The organism is Agrococcus sp. GCM10030265, from assembly GCF_042666675.1.
GTDB lineage: Bacteria > Actinomycetota > Actinomycetes > Actinomycetales > Microbacteriaceae > Agrococcus.
In genome coordinates, this window is record NZ_JBHTCZ010000001.1 from 113612 (window position 1) to 132235 (window position 18624).

Genomic DNA, 18624 nt, shown 5'->3' on the forward strand with positions numbered 1-18624 from the left:
GATCCCCGCGCTCGTGCGAGCGCGTGCCTACGCCGCCAGCAGCCCCCGCAGGCGCTCCTCGCCGATCGCGAGCAGCAGCGTCGGCAGTCGCGGCCCGGCGTCGCGGTCGACGAGCAGGCGATACAGCATGGTGAAGAACGCGCGCTGCTCGGCGGCGATGGCCTTGTCGCCCTTCACGACCGCGCTCGGCTCGAGGCCGCGCTGCACCTTGACGACGCCGTAGACCTGGTTCGTGAGGCCGTCGAGCGTCCAGGCGTCGCCGATGGCCGGCAGGCCACCCCCGCCGTCGAGCAGCAGCGCGATGGCGTCGCGCTGCCCGGGCTCGAGCGCGGCGAGCGCCTCGGCGTCGGGCGTCTCGCGCACGGTGGTGCGCTCGTCGGCGGGCATCTGCGTCGCCACCCACGTCTCGACGCGGCCGAGGCGCGGCTGGAGGTCGCCGAGGTCGTCGATGGATGCGTCGACCTGGCGCACGAGCCGCACGAGCTGCGCGGGGTCGCCCGTCGACAGGTCGACGAGCGATGCGAGGGTGCGGAAGGCGACGCGGTGCGGCGTCGCCTCGAGGGTCTCGTCGGCGGTGCCGACGGCGCGCGCGTGCGCGGCGATCTCGGCTGCGCCGGCCGTGCCCGCATCGAGCTTGCGACCGAGGGCATCCCACTCGTCGTACAGCCGCTGCAGCTCGGAGCCGAAGGCGACGTCGAACGACTGGTTCATGCGGCGCCGCGCGTACTGCCAGCGCAGCACGGGGCCCTCCATGACCTGCAGCGCGTCGATGGGCGCCGGGGCGCCGCCGCGCGAGGACGACATCTTCGCGGCGCCGCCGAAGCCGACGAACGCGTACATGGGGCCGTAGGGGCGCTCCCAGCCGAACAGCGGTGCGAGCTCGAGGCCGACCTGGAACGACGAGCCCGGCGACTGGTGGTCGACGCCCGAGGGCTCGAACACCACGCGCTCGTAGGCCCAGCGCATCGGCCAGTCGACCTTCCACACGAGCTTGCCCGAGCGGTGCTCGCGCAGCAGCACGGTCTCGGCGTGCCCGCACCGGCACGTGTACGAGAGCTCGGTCGTGTCGTCGTCGTAGGCCGTGATCGTCGTGAGGTCGGTGCCGCACGCCGTGCAGTACGGCTTGTACGGGTAGTACTCCGCGCCGCCCGAGCCGTCGTCCTCCGACGCCGCGCCCGAGCCCGCGTCCAGGACGCGCTGGAGCTCCTCGTCCTCGTCCTTCGCCGCCGGCAGCGTGCGGAACTGCGCGAGGATCGCGTCGATCTCGCGCCGCATCCGCATGGCGTCGAGGATCTGGTCCGCGTACGCGCCCGACGTGTACTGCTCGGTCTGCGAGATGCCGCGGTAGCGGATGCCGAGGGCTGCGAAGCCCTCCTCGGCCTGCGCTCGGAAGTGCGCGGCCCACGATGCGTGCGGCGAGCCGGGAGGCGCGGGCACCGACGTGAGCGGCTTGCCGATGTGCTCGGCCCACGACGCATCCACGCCCTCGATGCCCGCGGGCACCTTGCGGAAGCGGTCGTAGTCGTCCCACGAGATGATGTGCTCGACCTCGAGCCCGCGACGGCGGATCTCGTCGCCGACGAGGTGCGGGCTCATGACCTCGCGGAAGTTGCCGAGGTGGATGACGCCAGAGGGCGACAGGCCGGACGCGACGCGAGGCATCGTGCCGCGACGCTCGGCCTCTGCGATCACCTCGTCGGCGAGCCTCGACACCCAGTCGTCGCGGACGTCGGCGGGGATCGGGGTCTCGTCGCTCACGGACACCGATCCTACGGCGGGGCGGCCGACGCGCCCGCATCCGTCAGGCGGCGGCGACGCTGGAGATGCGCAGCGTGCCGAGCACCTCGACGATGACCCGATGCTCGTGCGAGCCGACCGGCAGGCGACGGTCGGCGTACCGGTCGTCGACGAGACCAGGGGCGTCCGTCTGGTAGGGCGTGGATGCGCGCACGATGCCGCCGTCGGGCGAGACGTGGCCGACCCACGGCACGTCGGCCTGCGGGTCGACGCCCTCTGGCATGGCGTCCCACGGCACCGCGACGAGCTCGAGCGTCGCGAGCAGCTCGAGCGCACCGTCGTGCCGGGCGCCTCGAGGCACGCGACCGCCGACGCCTCGTCGACGACGGATGCGCACTCGGGCACCGTCGACAGGTCGGCCCCGAAGTAATGCAGCCGGTCGAAGCCATCTGGCAGGAGGCCGCCGTGCGGGTCGATCGCGTCGCCGACGACGCCGGCGCGGACCTGGCGAACCCCACCCGTCACCTCCCACCAGGCTGCCGCGCGGAGGCCGTCGGCGGTCGGCGACGAACGCACGACCTCGCGCTCGGCGGCGGCGCCCGGGTCGCCGGGGAACCCGTCGGCGTACCGGACGCGCGGCGAGCCGTCGGCGTCGCGCACGACCACGGCGTTCCTCCACGCGGGCATCCCGTCGCGACCCTGCGGATCGAGCGCGCTCACGTCCTCGACCGTCCACCCGTCGGGCACGAGGAACGACGCCGTGCCGTTCTGCGTCATGAACCTCGTGGGCTCGGGGGTCGGCGCGGGAGTGGGCTGGGGGCTCGCCGGCGAGCCGACCGTCTCCGACTCGACCGAGGGCTGGGGCGCCGCCGACGCGCATCCGACGAGCGTCGCCACCGCGAGCGCAGCGGCGAGCACCCGGGCCGCTGGCGAGGCCCCGCCCCGCGCATCGCGACACGGCACGCCACGGGTCGCGCCCGCGATCACGGTCGGACCTCGAGCGAGCGGGCGACCTCGAGCATGACCTCGTGCTCGTACGAGCCGACGAAGCCGACGCCACCGGGGAACCGGTCGTCGATCATGCCGGGCGCGTCGGTCCCGTACGGCGTCGAGAGCTGCACGCTGCCCTCGCCCACGGGGATCAGCGGATCGAAGCAGCCCTGCTCCACGCGCTCGGCGGGCAGGATGGCGAGGCCCACGTCGCCCGCTTCGACGTCGAACGTCGCGAGCTCGAGGGGGCCGGGGTCGAGCGCAGGGTCGGCGACGGGATGGACGGCCTCAGCCGCGAGGATGGTGAGCGGCCCCCGGCCCGACGACGGCGGACACGTCGACGCTGCGTCCTGCGGCCGCGCCGTCGAGTGCCGCACCACGAGTGCCTCGTACCCGTCGGGCGTCATGAGCGTCGCGACGTGGACGCCCGGCTCGGTGACGATCGGCGGCTTCACCCACCACGACGCGGGATGCGAGAACGCGACACCGCCGTCCGGCGAGGCGTGGTCGACCCACGGCACGTCGGCCTGCGGGTCGACGCCCTCTGGCATGGCGTCCCACGGCACCGCGACGAGCTCGAGCGTCGCGAGCAGCTCGAGCGCAACCGTCGTGCCGGGCGCCTCGAGGCACGCGACCGCCGACGCCTCGTCGACGACGGATGCGCACTCGGGCACCGTCGACAGGTCGGCCCCGAAGTGATGCAGCCGGTCGAGGCCGTCAGCCAGGAACGACGTCCCCGGGCTCTCGAGGTCGTGCACGACGGTCGCGGTCGCGAGCCACATCTCACCATCGAGCGTCGACGACCACCACGCCGCCGCGTGCAGCCCGTGCGCCATCGGGATCGAGCGGACGAGCTCGCGCTCGTCGGCCGCACCGACGTCGTCGGAGTAGCCGTCGCCGTAGGTCGCGCGACGCACGCCGTCGGCGTCGAGCAGCGCCACCGAGTTCTGCCACACGGGGCCGCCGTGGGCGCTCAGCGGATCGAGGAGACTCGTGTCCTCGACCGTCCACCCGTCGGGCACGAGGAACGACGCCGTGCCGTTCTGCGTCGTGAACCTCGTGGGCTCGGGGCTCGGCTCGGGGGTGGGCGTCGGCTCGGGGGACGCCGACGAGCCGACCGTCTCCGACTCGACCGGCGGCTCGGGCGCCGCCGACGCGCATCCGGCGAGCGTCGCCACCAGGAGCGCGGCGGCGAGCACCGCGTGCGTTCGACATGCCATGGGTCGTCCCCGTCCTGCGGCCCCGTGCCGCGCATCCCGACATGTCCGGGACGCGAGCGGGGTCACGCCCGGCGCGTCACGATCCGGTCACGACGATGGATCGAGGACGAGCCGGATGGTCTGCGGTGCCGTCGGGTCGTCGAGGACGATCGGTGGCACGAGCTGGTCGGCCGAGTACGGGATGCCCCACGCCGCCTCCTCGGCGGCGATCAGCGACCCCTGGGTCCAGGTGCACGAGAAGGCGGACCCGCCGATCGTCAGCGCCGCCGGGCACGTCACCCATGCGGCTGCGACGCCACCGGTGCCGACGCCGCCCGGGATCTCCCCCGAGTCGACGACGCGGACGGTGCCCGTGAAGTCGTCGCTCAGCGTCACGAGCGGACGCGTGCCCCACGACTCGTAGGTCACGACGTTGAGCTGGGCGATCACGGTCATCGGCGCCTCCTCGGCGCAGTCGACCGCCACCCTCGGCGTCTCGACGACGCCTGCTCCGCGGCACAGCACATACACGTCGTGCAGGAGGTAGGGCTCGTCCCCGGCAGCCCCCGTGTCGCCGTATCCGACGCCGCCAGACGTGTCGAGCGTGTCGGTCACGACGGGCACGCCCGCCGCGACGCCCTCGAAGCCCGGGGGCGGCGTGGGCTCCGGGTCGGGCTCGGGCGAGGGCCCGGGCGAGGGCCCGGGCGAGGCGGTCGGCGCGGGGTCGGACGACGGCACGGGGCTCGGCGTGTCGACGACGGTCGGCGTGGGCGTCGGCACGGCCTCGACGCTGCCGTCGCCCGGCAGGCCGAGCACCTGTCCGCCGAGCACGGCGACGACGGCCACCGCGAGCACGCCGAGCACACCGCTCGCGGCCGTGCGACGGATGCGGCGCGTGCGCGCGACCTCGCGGGGCGCCATCGCCGAGAGGCCGCGGCGCATGCGCGCGGCGAACTCGTCGTCCATCCCGGGCTCGGTCTCGTGGCTCATGGCACCTCCTCCAGCGCCGGGGCGATGCCTGCCGCCTCGAGCTGCGCCCGCATGCGCGCGCGTGCGCGATGGATGCGGGTCTTCGCCGCGCCGTAGCCGATGCCGAGCGCGCGCGCGGCGTCGGCGAGCGGCACCTCCTCGAGCATCACGAGGGCGATGAGCGACGCGTCGGCGGGCGGCAGCGCCCGCAGCGCCGCGGCGACGGCAGTCTTCGCGTCGGCGGCCTCCTGCCGGTCGCCCACGACGTCGGCGGCATCGGGGGCGTCGTCGGCCCTCGGGATGTGGGCGATGAGCCGGTCGAGCCGGCGGCGGCTGCGACCGGCGTTGCGGGCGCAGTTCGTCGCCGTGACGAGCAGCCACGGCAGCAGGGAGTCGTCGACGATGCGCACCCTCGCGCGCTTGCGCCACGCCTCGGCGAACGTCGCCGAGACGACGTCCTCCGCGTCCTGCCTGTGCTGCATCATCCTCCACACGTGTCGCCAGACCCGGTCGCCATGGCGGTCGAAGACGGCCGCGAAGGCGACTCCGTCGCCGCGCACGACGGCAGCCCACAGCTGCGCGTCGGGCTCGTCGGCGGTCACGTCCTGGATTGTCCGGGACTCCACCTGCGGTCACGCTGGGTGCAGCCCGGGCGCGTCGCGACGCGTCCGCCCCTCCACCCAGGCATGTCCGGCACGCGCCGGAGGTCACACGATCCGAGATCGTCGGCCCCATCCGACATCGGAGCGGGCCGAGCACCGCGGATGCGTCGGGTCAGGGGATGGCGTACGTCGCGTTGTCGATGAGGCGCACCGCGCCCACGCGAGCGGCGATCAGCACCTGCACGAGTCCCCGGTGGTCGTCGCCGACGAGGAGGAACGTCGTGGGATCGACGATCGCGAGGTAGTCGAGCTGCACCCCGGAGTCGGACTGCAGCACGCCCTGCGCCGCCGCGATCATCGTCTCGACGCCGCGATCGGCGGAGGCACCCGCCGCCTCGAGCGCGCGCGCGATGTGGAGCGCGGTGCTGCGGTCGTGGGCGGAGAGGAAGCGGTTGCGACTCGACAGCGCCAGGCCGTCGGCGTCGCGCACCGTCGGCACCCCGAGGACCTCGACCGGCACGTCGAGGTCGGCGACCATGCGGCGCACGAGGAAGAGCTGCTGCGCATCCTTCTCGCCGAAGGCGGCGACGTCGGGGCCCACGATGTGCAGCAGCTTCGACACGACCGTGAGCACGCCGTCGTAGTGGCCGGGCCGGCTGCGCCCCTCGAGCACCGTGCCCAGATGGCCGGCGGTGACGACGGTCGAGGACGCCGCGCCGCCCGGGTACATGACGTCGACCGTCGGCGCGAACACCGCCGCCACCCCCGCCGCCGCGAGCCGCTCGCGGTCGGCGTCGAGGTCGCGCGGGTACCGCGCGAGATCCTCGCTGGGGCCGAACTGCATCGGGTTGACGAAGATCGACACGATGACGACGTCGGCGTGCTCGGCGGCGGCCTCGACGAGCGCGAGGTGCCCCTCGTGCAGCGCCCCCATCGTCGGCACGAGCGCGACGCGCTGCCCGGCCGCCTTCGCGGCGGCGACCGCGGATCGCACCTCGCCGATCGTCGTCAGGGTGTCCATGGCGATCCCTCCAGGTCGTCGCCGAGCGCATCCTCGGGATGCGACGGCGCACGCGACAGGGCGCGCTCGACGCTCGATCGCACGATGGGGCCGAGCAGCCGCACGGGCCGCTCGACGCCGATGGCACCGAGGCGCGCGAGCGCATCGCCCACGACGCGCTCCCCCACCTCGGTCGCGAGCGCGACGGCCCTCGCGTAGTCGGCGCGGTCGGCCTCCGCGACCACGACGGGCTCCGCCCCGAGCTCGACGACGAGCGCCTGCGCGATGGGCAGCACGGGCGCGGGCGCCGTCACGGCGCACACGGCGTCGCGCAGGCGCGCCAGGTCGAGCGTCGTGCCCGTGAACGCCATCGCGGGATGGATGGCGAGCGGGATGGCGCCGGCGGCGCGTGCGGGCTCGAGCACCTCCACGCCGTGCTCGGCGGCCGTGTGCACGACGAGCTGGCCCGGCTGCCACGCGCCCGTGGCCGCGAGCCCCTCGACGAGGCCGGGCAGCTGCGCCGTGGGCACGGCGAGCAGCACGAGCTCTGCGCGCTCGACGATCGTCGGCACGTCGAGCACCGGCAGGCCGGGCAGCATGACGTCGACGCGGTCGCCCCCGCCCGAGATCCCGACGAGCGCGTGCCCAGCACCGGCGAGCGCCGCGGCGAGCACGGGCCCCACGTTGCCGGCGCCGACGATGCCGACGCCGAGACGCGCGGGCTTCACGCGCGGTGCTCGTCGGCGTGCGGGGCCTCGGGCCCCGCGGCATGCGGGCGCTCGGCGTCGGGGTGCGCGGCGTGCGGATGCGCGGCACCGGCGCGCTCGGCGCCTGGCTGCTGCGGGCGGTGCATCACGGGCGAGGGCTCCTGGTCGGCGGTGCCGGTGGCGGACCCCACGACGGTACCGGAGTCGGCGACCGGGCCCGGCATCGACGGCGTGGAGCCGTCGGGCTGCGGCGCGTCGTCGTCGCGGCGCACGTGCCACGTCTCGGTGGTGTCGGCGCCGATCGCCTCGGGCACGACCTCCCGCGCCCGGCCGAAGACGCGCTGCACGTCGGCGACCGCCAGGGCGCCGATCGTCGGGGAGAACGCGTTGCCGACGACGTGCACCGCGAGGTGCGCGACGCCCAGCGCCCCCTCGATGGGGCCCTGGTGCATCGCGAACGACTGCGTGCGCGCGAGCGGCACGATGCCGAGCGAGCGCCAGATGCGACCCTTGCGCAGCAGCAGGGCGTCGGGCGCGATCGCGACGCCGTTGCGGCGCCATGAGAGCGGCCTCAGGATGCGCGCCGAGCGCGGCGTCGTCACGTACCCGTCGCCGCCGTGCGCCGCGGCCTCGGCAGCCGCGACGGCATCCGCATCCGCAGCCGCATCCGCAGCCGCAGCCGCAGCCGCATCCCGGCGTCCCACGCCCACGAGGCCCTCGTCGAGCAGCGCCGTGCCTCGGAGGCCGGGCAGCACGAGCCCGATGACGAGGTCGACGTCGGCCCGCGAGCCGACGGGCAGCAGCATGTTGGCGTACTGCCGCTGCTGCCCCGAGGACGGATCGGTCGTCTTCGTCGCCCGCGTGAACGTGATCTTCCACCAGCCCATCGGCCGCCACAGCAGCGGCTGGCTCACCGCGATCGAGAAGACGCGCCCCGGCGGCAGCACCTCGGTGGTCGTCGACAGCAGGCCGTAGGCGAGGCGGATGCCGTCGGGCGTGCGGGCGATCGAGTAGCGCAGCTTCTGCGACAGCGTGCGCACCGTGATGCTCACGATCGAGAAGACCGTGGGGATGAGCGTGAAGAGCAGCCACGGGATGTCGAAGACGATCATGGCGACGACCGCCGCGACGGCGAGGAGGACGCCGAGCACGAGCCCCACGTCGAGCAGCGACGACAGGATGACGGTGCCCGGCCGCAGCCGCACGAGCGAGCCCTGCTCGATGCCGTCGAGCTCGGCGTCGGGGCGCAGGAAGTCGTCGACGACCCGCTGGGCGCGCGAGCCGGTCTGCTGCTGCAGCTGCTGCGCCGTGCGGCCGGAGGATCGGGCGAGGATCTCGTAGCGCAGCGCGTCCGCGAGGCCGTTCGACAGGTAGGCGAGCTCGACGTTGGCGTCGGCGCCCGCCGACTGCACCTCGAGCTTGCACGCGCCGAAGACGCGCGCGAACCACGGCTTCTCGAGGTTGACGCCCTGGATGCGTGCGAGCGGCGCGCGCCGGTGCGTGCGGAAGAGCAACCCCTGACGCACCTCGACGACGTCGCCCGTGACGCGGAACCGGTGCACGCGCCACGCGAGCCAGAACCCGACGACGCAGGCCGCGAGCAGGGCGAGGAGGCCGGCGATCACCCAGATGAGGGTGCCGCTCGCGGCGAGCGCCTCGGCGGCCTCGATGGCGTCGGGCGCGTCGCCGTCGAAGTCGAGGTCCTGCGGCAGGAAGAACGCCACGAGGCGATCACGCAGCGTGTTCAGCAGGAAGAACGCGACGACGATGAGCGCGAGGCCTCCCCGCAGCAGCGGCGTCGCCGGATGCAGCCGGTGCCAGTCGCCGTCGACGAGCGCGAGCGCCTTCTCCTGCGCCGCCTCCGGCGGCTGCTCGCCGACGGGAGCGAGGGATGCGGCGGCCGGCTCGTGCGGCGCGCGCTCGTCGGTCACAGCCCGGCCCGGCGCGACTCGGCGACGGCGACGAGCTCGTCGCGCAGCACCTCGGCGTCCGAGCCCGGGAGCCCCGGGATCGTCACGGCGCTCGTCGCCGCCGCCGTGACGAACTTCAGCGTCTTGAGGTCGAGCATCCGCTCGAGCGGGCCCTGCGTGACGTCGACGACCTGCATGCGGCCGTACGGCACGCTCACGAACCGGCGGAACAGCATCCCGCGGCGCACGAGCAGGTCGTCGTCGCGCATCGCGAAGCCGATGGTGCGCACCCGCAGGAAGCCGAGCAGGCCCGAGAGCGACAGCAGCAGCAGCAGCGCGACCGCCCCGACGACCACGATCCATCGGGGCCAGTCGGTGACGAACCAGAGGAAGGTGCCGAGCGCCGCTGCGAGCACGAGCCCCCAGATCGCCGCCGTCCACAGCTCGGCCCATGCGTACCGCGGGCTCACGCGTCGCCAGTCGCCTACGAGGTCGATGCGCTCCATGTCCCCAGGCTAGGCGTGCGGGCTGGATGCCGGTTCCGTCGTGCGGTGGACGCCGAGCGGGGGAACCGGCGCCGGGATGCGCATGGAGCGGGGCCTCGCGTGCGATGCGCGCTCGAGGTGCCGCTCCGCGCGCATCGCGGCGACCGCGGGTCTCGTGACGGCTGTGCGCTGCGCGCACGGCCTCCTCGACCAGCAGCATGAGGCTGGTCGAGGAGCGCGCGAGCCCCCAGGCGAGCACGCGTCACGAGACCCGCGCACCGCAGGCACGGCGGGTCAGGCGGGCGACGCGCCCTCGTCGTCGGGCGGCAGCACGCACCACGACTCGGCGAGCAGCGCCGCCACGAGCAGCACGATCGCGCCGCCGAGCGTCACGAGCCCCATCGTCACGATCTGCCCGGGCACGACGGCGCGCGTCACGACGAACAGCAGCGCTCCGCCCGCCCAGCCGCCGGCGACGACCGCGACGAGCGCGGAGGCCTTCGCGAGCGCGAGCGCGCTCGTCGCCTGGCGGAAGCCCACGGCGCGACCGCCGCGCACCATCCGCCGCACGGGCCACGCCCACAGCACGACGACGACGCCCAGGACGGCGAGCACGAGTCCGAGGGTCGGCGGCATCGGCAGCACCGGCCTCCCCGAGCCCGTGAGCACGCTGTCGACGACGAAGCCGACGACCGCCGCGACGATGGCCGTGAGCACGAGCGTCACCGGTGACGTGCGGCTCATCCGCCGCCGCCCCGGTAGGGCCACACGTCGCCGTGGGCGTACTCGGCGAGCTCGGCGATGCCGCCGTGCCCCGGCAGCTCGGCGCTCGGCTGCACCTCGAGCCACGGCTGCAGCACGAACTGCCGCTCGTGCGCGCGCGGATGCGGCAGCGTGAGCCGGGCATCGTCGGAGACCGTGCCGCCGATGGCGACGACGTCGACGTCGATCGTGCGGTCGCCGTAGCGCTGGGCGCGCACGCGACCCAGGGCGTCCTCGATGGCGTGCACGGCGTCGAGCAGGTCGAGCGGCTCGAGCGTCGTGCGCACGATCGCGACGGCGTTGACGTAGTCGGGGGCGTCGGTCGCGCCGTCCGGATGCCACGCGGGCGACTCCCACAGGCCGGAGCGAGCCGTGACGCGCATGCCGGGGGCCCGGTCGAGGAGGTCGATCGCCTGGCGCACGAGCGCGGCACGATCGCCGAGGTTCGCGCCGATCGACAGCACCGCCTCGGCCTCGCGCAGCATCATGCGCGCCCGCGCTCGATGACGACGGCGACGTCGTCGAACGGCACCGTGATGGGTGCGTCGGGCTTGCGGATGCGCACGCGCGCCCGCTCGACGCCCGGGTGCCCGAGTGCGACGGCGGCGACGCGCTCGGCGACGGTCTCGATGAGGTCGACGGGGTCGCGCTCGACGGCGGCCACGACCGCCTCGGCGAGCTGGCCGTAGTGCACGGTGCGGGCGAGGTCGTCGCCGCGCGCGGCCGCCGCGAGGTCGACGGTGACGTCGAGGTCGACGACGAAGCGCTGCCCGTCGCGGCGCTCGTGCTCGAAGACCCCGTGATGGGCGAACGCCTCGAGGCCGCGCAGCTCGATGCGGTCTCGGGAGCCCGCCACGCGCACGGGCGACGCCGGCGAGCGCACGGCGTCGACCGCATCCAGCACGTCGAGCACGCGGCGCGTCGAGACGACGTCGTGCACGCGCACGCCCCAGGCACCCGCCTGCGCGGCGAGCACCGACAGCGCCGCCGTGCCGTGGTCGCGGGCCTCCATCGGCGACCCCTCGGCCAGGAGCGCGCCGAGGAAGCGCTTGCGGCTCGCGCCCACGAGCACGGGCATCCCGAGGTCGACGATGCGGTCGAGCGAGGCGACGAGGCGCCAGTTGTCGTCGGCGCCCTTCGAGAACCCGAGCCCGGGGTCGACGACGATGCGCGCGGCGTCGACGCCTGCCGCGATCGCGGCGTCGACGCGTGCCGACAGCTCGTCGCGCACCTCGGCGACGACGTCGCGATACGTCGTGCCCTCGGCGAGGTCGTGGCCGCGCCAGTGCGTCACGACGTACGTCGCGCCCACGTCGGCGACGACCGACGCCATGCGGGCGTCGGCGAGGCCCCCGGACACGTCGTTGACGATCGTCGCGCCCGCCTCGACCGCAGCTCGCGCCGTGTCGGCATGCATCGTGTCGATCGAGACCGCCGTGCCGCCCTGCGCGAGCGCGCGCACGACGGGCAGGATGCGTGCGAGCTCGGCGTCGACCGCGACGGGCGTCGCGCCCGGCCTCGTCGACTCGCCGCCGACGTCGACGACGTCGGCGCCCTGCAACCGCATCCGGCGCGCGTGGGCTATCGCCGCGCCGGCGTCCTCGAACCTGCCGCCGTCGCTGAACGAGTCGGGCGTGACGTTGAGCACGCCGAGGATGCGCGTCACCGCGACTCCCCGATGAGCGCCATGATCTCGGCGCGCTCGAGCGGCTCGGCGAGCACGCCGCGGCTCGCGACCGTCACGGTCGACGAGCGCACCTGCCGTGCGCCGCGGGCCGTGACGCAGCCGTGCGACGCCTCGACGACCACGAGCACGCCGCGCGGCGCGAGACCGCGCACGAGCGCGTCGGCGACCTCCTCGGTGAGGCGCTCCTGGATCTGCGGGCGGGCTGCGACCGTGTCGACGACCGCGGGGATGCGGCCGAGGCCCACGATGCGCTCGCCGGGCAGGTAGGCGACGTGCGCCGTGCCGAGGAAGGGCAGCAGGTGGTGCTCGCAGATCGAGCGCAGCTCGATGCCGCGCACGAGCACGAGCTCGCCGCGTTCGCCGTCGAGGCTCGTCGAGTCGGCCAGATGCTCGGCGGCGTCGACGCCCACGCCCGAGAAGTAGTCGGCGTAGGCCTCCGCGACGCGACGAGGCGTCTCGGTGAGCCCCTGCCGCGTGGGATCGTCGCCGATGGCGGCGAGCAGCTCGCCGACCGCCGCCGCGACGCGCGCCCGATCGACCGCCATCGTCAGCCTCCGCTCGGGCCTTCCGCGCCAGGCTCGGCCGCGTCGACGTCGACGGCCTCGTCGACCTGCTGCGACACCGGCAGCGAGATCGGCGGCTGGTCGCTCACGGGGCGGGCCTCGCTCGACAGCCACTGGCCGCGCGGCGTGAGCTTCTGCACGTCGGCGAAGATCTCGGCGAGCTGGAGGTGGTCGAGGGTCTCCTTCTCCATGAGGTCGGTGGCGAGTCGGTCGAGCACGACGCGGTTGGCGTTCAGCACCGTCCACGCCTCGTCGTGCGCCTGCTCGATGAGCGCGCGCACCGCGCCGTCGACCTCGCGCGCGACGTCCTCCGAGTAGTCGCGGCCGTGGCCCATGTCGCGGCCCATGAACACCTCGCCGCTGCCGCCGCCGAGCTTCACGGCGCCGAGCGACGCCGTCATGCCGTACTCGGTCACCATCTTGCGCGCGATGCCCGTGGCCTTCTCGATGTCGTTCGAGGCGCCCGTGGTGGGGTCGTGGAAGACGATCTCCTCGGCGACGCGACCGCCCATGGCGTACGTGAGCTGGTCGAGCAGCTCGTTGCGCGTCACGGAGTACTTGTCGTTGACGGGCATGACCATCGTGTAGCCGAGCGCGCGGCCGCGCGGCAGGATGGTGACCTTCGTGACGGGGTCGGAGTGGTTCATCGCCGCCGCCGCGAGCGCGTGACCGCCCTCGTGGTACGCCGTGATGAGACGCTCCTTGTCGTTCATGACGCGCGTGCGGCGCTGGGGGCCGGCCATGACGCGATCGACGGCCTCGTCGAGCGAGGCGTTCGTCAGGTGCTTCTGGTTGGTGCGCGCCGTGAGCAGGGCGGCCTCGTTCAGCACGTTCGCGAGGTCGGCGCCCGTGAAGCCGGGCGTCTTGCGGGCGAGGACGGCGAGGTCGACGTCGTCGGCCATCGGCTTGCCCTTGGCGTGCACGCGCAGGATGGTCTCTCGCCCGGCCATGTCGGGCGCATCCACGCCGATCTGCCTGTCGAAGCGGCCCGGGCGCAGCAGCGCGGGGTCGAGGATGTCGGGGCGGTTCGTCGCGGCGATGAGGATGACGTTCGTCTTGACGTCGAAGCCGTCCATCTCGACGAGCATCTGGTTGAGCGTCTGCTCGCGCTCGTCGTGCCCGCCGCCCATGCCGGCGCCGCGGTGGCGGCCGACGGCGTCGATCTCGTCGACGAAGATGATCGCCGGCGCGTTCTGCTTCGCCTGCTCGAACAGGTCGCGGACGCGGCTCGCGCCGACGCCGACGAACATCTCGACGAAGTCCGAGCCGGAGATCGAGTAGAAGGGCACGCCCGCCTCGCCGGCGACGGCACGCGCCAGCAGCGTCTTGCCCGTGCCGGGAGGGCCGTACAGCAGCACGCCCTTGGGGATGCGGGCACCGACGGCCTGGAACTTCGCCGGGTCCTGCAGGAACTCCTTGATCTCGGAGAGCTCCTCGACGGCCTCGTCGGCGCCGGCGACGTCGGAGAACTTCACCTGCGGCATGTCCTTCGAGACCATCTGGGCCTTCGACTTGCCGAACTGCATGACGCCGCGGCCGCCACCGGCCATGCGGGTCATGATGAAGTAGAAGAGCGCGCCGAGCAGCAGCACGGGCAGCAGGATGCCGAGGATCGACAGGAACCAGTTGCCCTGCGGCACGCTGTCGTCGAAGCCGTCGGGCAGGTCGGCGTCGTCGATCGCCGTGACGATCGCCTCGCCGCGCGGCTCGACGTACTGGAACTGCACGCGATCGGTGCCGAGGTCGTCGTCGGTCTCCGAGAGCACGAGCGTCACGCGCTGCTCGACGTCGATGATCTCGGCCTCCTGCACCGCCCCCGACTCGATGAGCTCGAGGCCCTCGTCCGTCGTGACGTCGCGGAACGTCGGGGTGGTGAAGAGCGTGAGTGCGAACACGCCGATGATGAGGGCGAGCACGACCCACGGGATGGGGCCGCGCAGCAGCTTCTTGAAGTTCAAGGGAGTCCTTGCGTCACGTCGGTGCCGACCAGGCTACCCGGGCGCGACCGGGCGTCCGCGCGCTGTTCGCTGTGGGCAGCCGATGGATGGACGCGCTACGGCGCCGGGAGCTCGAGCGACATGAGCACGGCCCGGATCGTCGCGTACTCCGGGGTGCCGACGTAGGCCTGCGCGGCCTCGAGCGAGTCGACGACCCACGCTGCCCCCGGGCCGGCTCCCTGCACGATCGGCTCGCTGCCGAAGCTCACGAAGGCGTCGCCAGCGCCGAAGCCGTGCACGACGGGGCAGCGCGGCGTCTGCGCGGCCTCCGCGGGCAGCAGGCCGACGCTCATGACCCAGGTGCCGCCGAGCTCGACGGCAGCCGCGCCGAACGCGACGTCGGTGGCGCCCGTCACCGTGACGGGCTGCAGGTCGAGCCTGCTCGTGCTCCATGCGACGGCGGCGCCCGAGGCGTCGAGGCAACGGCCGTCCCCCACCTGCGCCTGCGCGGTCGGCACCACCGTGAGCTGCAGCTGCTGCTGCCCGTCGCCCCGCAGCACCGCGAGCCCCGCGGGGATGGGCTGCGTCGTCCAGTCCGGAGGGATGCGGAACGTCGGCGACTGCGCGTCGACGGGCGCCACCTGCTGCCATCCGGTGGTGTCGACGCCGGCGATGACGGCCGGCAGCGCCGACTCCACGGCGACGGGCTCGGGCGTCGGCGAGCCCACGGGCGTCGGCGGTGGTGCCGTGTAGCTCGTGGGGAACGGCTCATCGCTCGCCGGCGTCTCCGACGACCCGGCGCATCCTGCGAGCGCGAGCCCCGCCACGGCCGCGGCGACCGCTGCCGCGAGCGTCCGTGTCGAGCGGGTGGTCGTCGTGCGCGCGCTCACGATGCCGTCACTCGTAGACGTGGGGCGCGAGCACGGCGACGCCGCGCAGGTTGCGGTAGCGCTCGGCGTAGTCGAGGCCGTAGCCGATGACGAAGTCGTTCGGGATGTCGAAGCCGCAGTAGCGCACGTCGACCTCGACCTTGAGCGCGTCGGGCTTGCGCAGCATCGTGCAGATCTCGACCGATGCGGCACCGCGCGAGCGCAGGTTGCCCTGCAGCCACGACAGCGTCAGGCCCGAGTCGATGATGTCCTCGACGATGAGCACGTCGCGGCCCGAGATGTCGGTGTCGAGGTCCTTCAGGATGCGCACGACGCCGCTCGACGTCGTGCCCGAGCCGTAGGACGACACGGCCATCCAGTCCATCTCGACGTCGCGCTTGAGCGCACGCGAGAGGTCGGCCATGACCATGACGGCGCCGCGCAGCACGCCCACGAGCAGGATCGACCGGCCCTCGTAGTCGCGCTCGATCTCGCGTGCGAGCTCCTCGAGGCGGGCGTGCAGCTCCTCCTCGGTGTGGAGGACGCCTGCGAGGTCCTGCTCGATGTCCTTGAGGTCCATGGGATGCGCTCTCCTGGCTGGTCGACTCGGGGCTCCCAACCTACCGGCGCGCGCTCCCCCGCCGCGCCGGGATGCGCACGGAGCGGGGCTTCGCGTGCGATGTGCCATCGATGCCCCGCTGGGTGCGCATCCGCGCGGATCGACGGCCTACGCGAGACGCGCGGAGCGGAGGATCTCGACGATGGTCGCGTACTCGCCGGTCTCCATGTACGCCGTCGCGTCGTCGAGCGTGTCGACCGTCCAGAGCGGGTCCTCGGCCGTCGAGATCAGGTCCGGCAGCGTCCCGAGGAAGAGCCCGCCGTCGCTGCTGCCGGCCGTGAAGCGGAAGACGCAGGTGTCGATCGCGGAGACGTCGCCGCCCACGAGGCCGACGCCGAACATCCAGCGGCCGTCGACGGAGCGGAGCGCTGCCGTGACGATCGACGTGTCGGCGATGGCCGGATGCGGCTCGTCCGACAGGATCTCGATGGGCTGGAAGTTCACGGGATCGCCGCACGCGCCGCCGAGATCGACGAAGTCGTACGAGTGCAGCAGCTGCTGCCCGTTCGGCGCGATCAGCGTCGACGCGTCCATCCACCGCTCGTACGGATCCTCGACGTCGTCGCGGTCGGCGTCCGGCGAGAAGAAGGTCGACTCGCTCTCGAGCGTCCAGTCGGCCGGGTAGCGGTAGGTCAGGTCGCCGTCGTGGGTCGCGTACTCGAGCCAGTCGCTCCTGTCGACGCCCTCCGGCTCCGAGGGCGCCGGCTCGGTGGGCGCCGCCGCCGACGGCTCGGCGCTCGCCCCGGGCGCGGCGGGCGTGGGCGTGGGCGCGGCTGCGGCGTCTGCCGGACCCGTCGAGGCGCAGCCGACGAGGGCGATCGAGAGCGTGGCCGCGAGGCCGAGCGCGGGGAGGGAGCGTGCCATGCGAGTCCTGTCGGGATGAGGCGGGCGATGCGGTGCGTGCATCCACCCCGTCATGTCCGGCTCGCGACCGCGGTCGCACCCCGCCTCCGACGCGCGCAGGAGCGCGTCGCCGGCGCTCAGGCCGCGGTGAGGAGCAGCAGCGAGCCCTCGCGAGCGACGCGGATGCCCGGCAGGTGGATCGGCCCCTGGCCGTGCCAGTCGGTGACGAGCCTCGACACCTCGAGCGTCTGCTGGCGGGAGAGCGAGACGTGGAACTCGCTCTGCACCGCGAGGCGGATGATGCGCTGGCGCAGGGCGGGCGGATTGGCTGCGAGCGCGCCGGCGTGCAGCGAGAGGCCGCCCTCGGCGTGCGCGACGAGATCGCCGATCTGCTCCTGCGCGAAGTGCGCGAGCGCCTCGGCATCCTCGCGCAGCTGGTCGGCCGTGCGGGTGAGCGCCTCGACGACGCCGCCGCCGAGCTCCTGGTCGAGGATCGGCAGCACGCGGTCGCGGACCCGTGCGCGCAGGAACCGCTCGTCGTGGTTGTGGGGGTCGTGCCACGGCTCGAGACCCTGGTCGCCGCATGCGGCCCTCGTGTCGGCGCGTCGCACGGTGAGGAACGGCCGGCGCAGGAAGCCGATCGCGGGGTGCATGCCCCACAGCGACTCGGGCCCGGATCCGCGCGCGAGCCCGATGAGCACGGTCTCGGCCTGGTCGTCGAGCGTGTGCCCGAGCAGCACCGCGGCGGCACCCATCTCGGCACGCGCCTTGAGCAGCGCCGCGTAGCGAGCCTGGCGCGCGGCAGCCTCCGGGCCGCCGTGGCCGTCGACCGTCACCCGGCGCACGACCACGGGCTCGAGACCCAGGTCGCGCCCTTGCTGCGCCGCGGTCTCGGCGACCTCGGCCGACCCCTCCTGCAGGCCGTGGTCGACGACGACCGCACCGACGCGCATCCCGGCGCGCGGGCCCTCGAAGGCCGCCGCCGCCGCGAGCGCGAGCGAGTCGGGGCCGCCGGAGAGCGCCACGAGCACCAGCGAGCCCTCGTCGATGCCGGCGAGCGACTCGCGCACGGCACGACGGGTGTCGGCGACCGCCGGCGTCAGCCGCGGACGACGGTCGTCGGAGGAGGGCATGCCCTAACCTTATTGCCGATTCCGAACCGTGAGACAGGAGCGCCCGTGGCCGCGTACGACGTCGTCATCGAGATCCCCAAGGGGAGCCGCAACAAGTACGAGGTCGACCACGAGACGGGCAGGGTCTACCTCGACCGCGTGCTCTTCACGACCTTCGTCTACCCCACCGACTACGGGTTCTTCGACGAGACCCTCGGTCTCGACGGCGACCCGGTCGACGCCCTCGTGCTGCTCGACCACTCCGTGCCTCCGGGCGTCTTCGTGAAGGTGCGCCCCGTCGGGCAGCTCAACATGGAGGACGACGGCGGCATCGACACCAAGGTCATCTGCGTGCTGGAGAAGGACCCGCGGTGGGCCCACATCCAGGACATCGACGACGTGCCCGAGCACCTCCGTGCCGAGATCGAGCACTTCTTCGTGCACTACAAGGACCTCGAGCCCGGCAAGTGGGCGAAGGTCGGCGGCTGGGAGGGCGTCGCCGCCGCCGAGGCCACCGTGCAGGCCGGCTACGAGGCGTTCAAGGCCTCCGACCACGACGGCGACGCCACGGTCGAGGCTCCCGCCCCCGGTCGCTGACGCATCCACGATCGCCACGAGGGCGGCGCATCCATC

Annotated in this window: 19 protein-coding genes; 1 reads left to right on the forward strand and 18 read right to left on the reverse strand. The window is 73.8% G+C overall.

Annotation, left to right across the window (positions count from 1 at the left end; translation table 11 throughout):
• Positions 1 to 27 precede the first annotated feature (27 nt).
• The 18 genes from lysS to tilS form a co-directional block, all read right to left on the reverse strand.
• Entirely contained in the window at positions 28 to 1758 is a 1731-nt protein-coding gene (lysS, locus tag ACFQPP_RS00390; protein WP_376914476.1) for a lysine--tRNA ligase, read from the reverse strand.
• A 43-nt stretch (positions 1759 to 1801) separates the two neighbouring features.
• Positions 1802 to 2098, reverse strand: coding sequence for a hypothetical protein (locus ACFQPP_RS00395; RefSeq protein ID WP_376914477.1), 297 nt, complete (start codon positions 2096 to 2098; stop codon positions 1802 to 1804).
• Positions 2099 to 2720: 622 nt separating this feature from the next.
• Entirely contained in the window at positions 2721 to 3947 is a 1227-nt protein-coding gene (locus ACFQPP_RS00400) for a hypothetical protein (RefSeq protein ID WP_376914478.1), read from the reverse strand.
• An 87-nt stretch (positions 3948 to 4034) separates the two neighbouring features.
• Positions 4035 to 4916 carry a hypothetical protein gene (locus ACFQPP_RS00405; RefSeq protein ID WP_376914479.1) on the reverse strand — a complete coding sequence of 294 codons (882 nt, stop codon included), beginning with the start codon at positions 4914 to 4916 and terminating at the stop codon, positions 4035 to 4037.
• Complete coding sequence (locus ACFQPP_RS00410) at positions 4913 to 5497, reverse strand: RNA polymerase sigma factor (protein WP_376914480.1); 585 nt, start codon at positions 5495 to 5497, stop codon at positions 4913 to 4915. The genes ACFQPP_RS00405 and ACFQPP_RS00410 overlap by 4 nt, the downstream gene beginning before the upstream one ends.
• 172 nt (positions 5498 to 5669) lie before the next feature.
• The gene (gene panC / locus ACFQPP_RS00415; RefSeq protein WP_376914481.1) at positions 5670 to 6518 is read right to left on the reverse strand and encodes a pantoate--beta-alanine ligase; all 849 of its coding nucleotides are present in this window, start codon (positions 6516 to 6518) and stop codon (positions 5670 to 5672) included.
• The gene (locus ACFQPP_RS00420) at positions 6506 to 7225 is read right to left on the reverse strand and encodes a DUF2520 domain-containing protein (RefSeq protein WP_376914482.1); all 720 of its coding nucleotides are present in this window, start codon (positions 7223 to 7225) and stop codon (positions 6506 to 6508) included. Before ACFQPP_RS00420 ends, panC begins: the two co-directional genes overlap by 13 nt.
• Positions 7222 to 9135, reverse strand: a complete 1914-nt coding sequence (locus tag ACFQPP_RS00425) for a PH domain-containing protein (RefSeq protein WP_376914483.1) — start codon at positions 9133 to 9135, stop codon at positions 7222 to 7224. Before ACFQPP_RS00425 ends, ACFQPP_RS00420 begins: the two co-directional genes overlap by 4 nt.
• Complete coding sequence (locus tag ACFQPP_RS00430) at positions 9132 to 9620, reverse strand: PH domain-containing protein (RefSeq protein ID WP_376914484.1); 489 nt, start codon at positions 9618 to 9620, stop codon at positions 9132 to 9134. Before ACFQPP_RS00430 ends, ACFQPP_RS00425 begins: the two co-directional genes overlap by 4 nt.
• A 273-nt stretch (positions 9621 to 9893) precedes the next feature.
• Positions 9894 to 10343, reverse strand: coding sequence for a DUF3180 family protein (locus ACFQPP_RS00435; RefSeq protein ID WP_376914485.1), 450 nt, complete (start codon positions 10341 to 10343; stop codon positions 9894 to 9896).
• Positions 10340 to 10849, reverse strand: coding sequence for a 2-amino-4-hydroxy-6-hydroxymethyldihydropteridine diphosphokinase (folK, locus tag ACFQPP_RS00440; RefSeq protein WP_376914486.1), 510 nt, complete (start codon positions 10847 to 10849; stop codon positions 10340 to 10342). Before folK ends, ACFQPP_RS00435 begins: the two co-directional genes overlap by 4 nt.
• Positions 10846 to 12027, reverse strand: coding sequence for a dihydropteroate synthase (gene folP, locus ACFQPP_RS00445; RefSeq protein WP_376914487.1), 1182 nt, complete (start codon positions 12025 to 12027; stop codon positions 10846 to 10848). The genes folK and folP overlap by 4 nt, the downstream gene beginning before the upstream one ends.
• Positions 12024 to 12593 (reverse strand): GTP cyclohydrolase I, encoded by a 570-nt coding sequence (folE, locus tag ACFQPP_RS00450; RefSeq protein WP_376914488.1) that lies wholly within the window; start codon positions 12591 to 12593, stop codon positions 12024 to 12026. Before folE ends, folP begins: the two co-directional genes overlap by 4 nt.
• 2 nt (positions 12594 to 12595) lie before the next feature.
• Positions 12596 to 14569, reverse strand: coding sequence for an ATP-dependent zinc metalloprotease FtsH (gene ftsH / locus ACFQPP_RS00455; protein WP_376914489.1), 1974 nt, complete (start codon positions 14567 to 14569; stop codon positions 12596 to 12598).
• A 95-nt stretch (positions 14570 to 14664) separates the two neighbouring features.
• Positions 14665 to 15438, reverse strand: a complete 774-nt coding sequence (locus ACFQPP_RS00460; protein WP_376914490.1) for a hypothetical protein — start codon at positions 15436 to 15438, stop codon at positions 14665 to 14667.
• Between the two features lie 7 nt (positions 15439 to 15445).
• A complete protein-coding gene (gene hpt / locus ACFQPP_RS00465) occupies positions 15446 to 15997 on the reverse strand; it encodes a hypoxanthine phosphoribosyltransferase (protein ID WP_376914491.1) in 552 nt (183 codons plus the stop codon).
• Between the two features lie 147 nt (positions 15998 to 16144).
• The gene (locus ACFQPP_RS00470; RefSeq protein WP_376914492.1) at positions 16145 to 16900 is read right to left on the reverse strand and encodes a hypothetical protein; all 756 of its coding nucleotides are present in this window, start codon (positions 16898 to 16900) and stop codon (positions 16145 to 16147) included.
• A gap of 116 nt (positions 16901 to 17016) precedes the next feature.
• Positions 17017 to 18012 (reverse strand): tRNA lysidine(34) synthetase TilS, encoded by a 996-nt coding sequence (tilS, locus tag ACFQPP_RS00475; protein ID WP_376914493.1) that lies wholly within the window; start codon positions 18010 to 18012, stop codon positions 17017 to 17019.
• A gap of 45 nt (positions 18013 to 18057) precedes the next feature.
• On the opposite strand from tilS, the gene ACFQPP_RS00480 reads away from it, so the two are divergent.
• Positions 18058 to 18588 (forward strand): inorganic diphosphatase, encoded by a 531-nt coding sequence (locus tag ACFQPP_RS00480; RefSeq protein WP_376914494.1) that lies wholly within the window; start codon positions 18058 to 18060, stop codon positions 18586 to 18588.
• Positions 18589 to 18624: the final 36 nt, after the last annotated feature.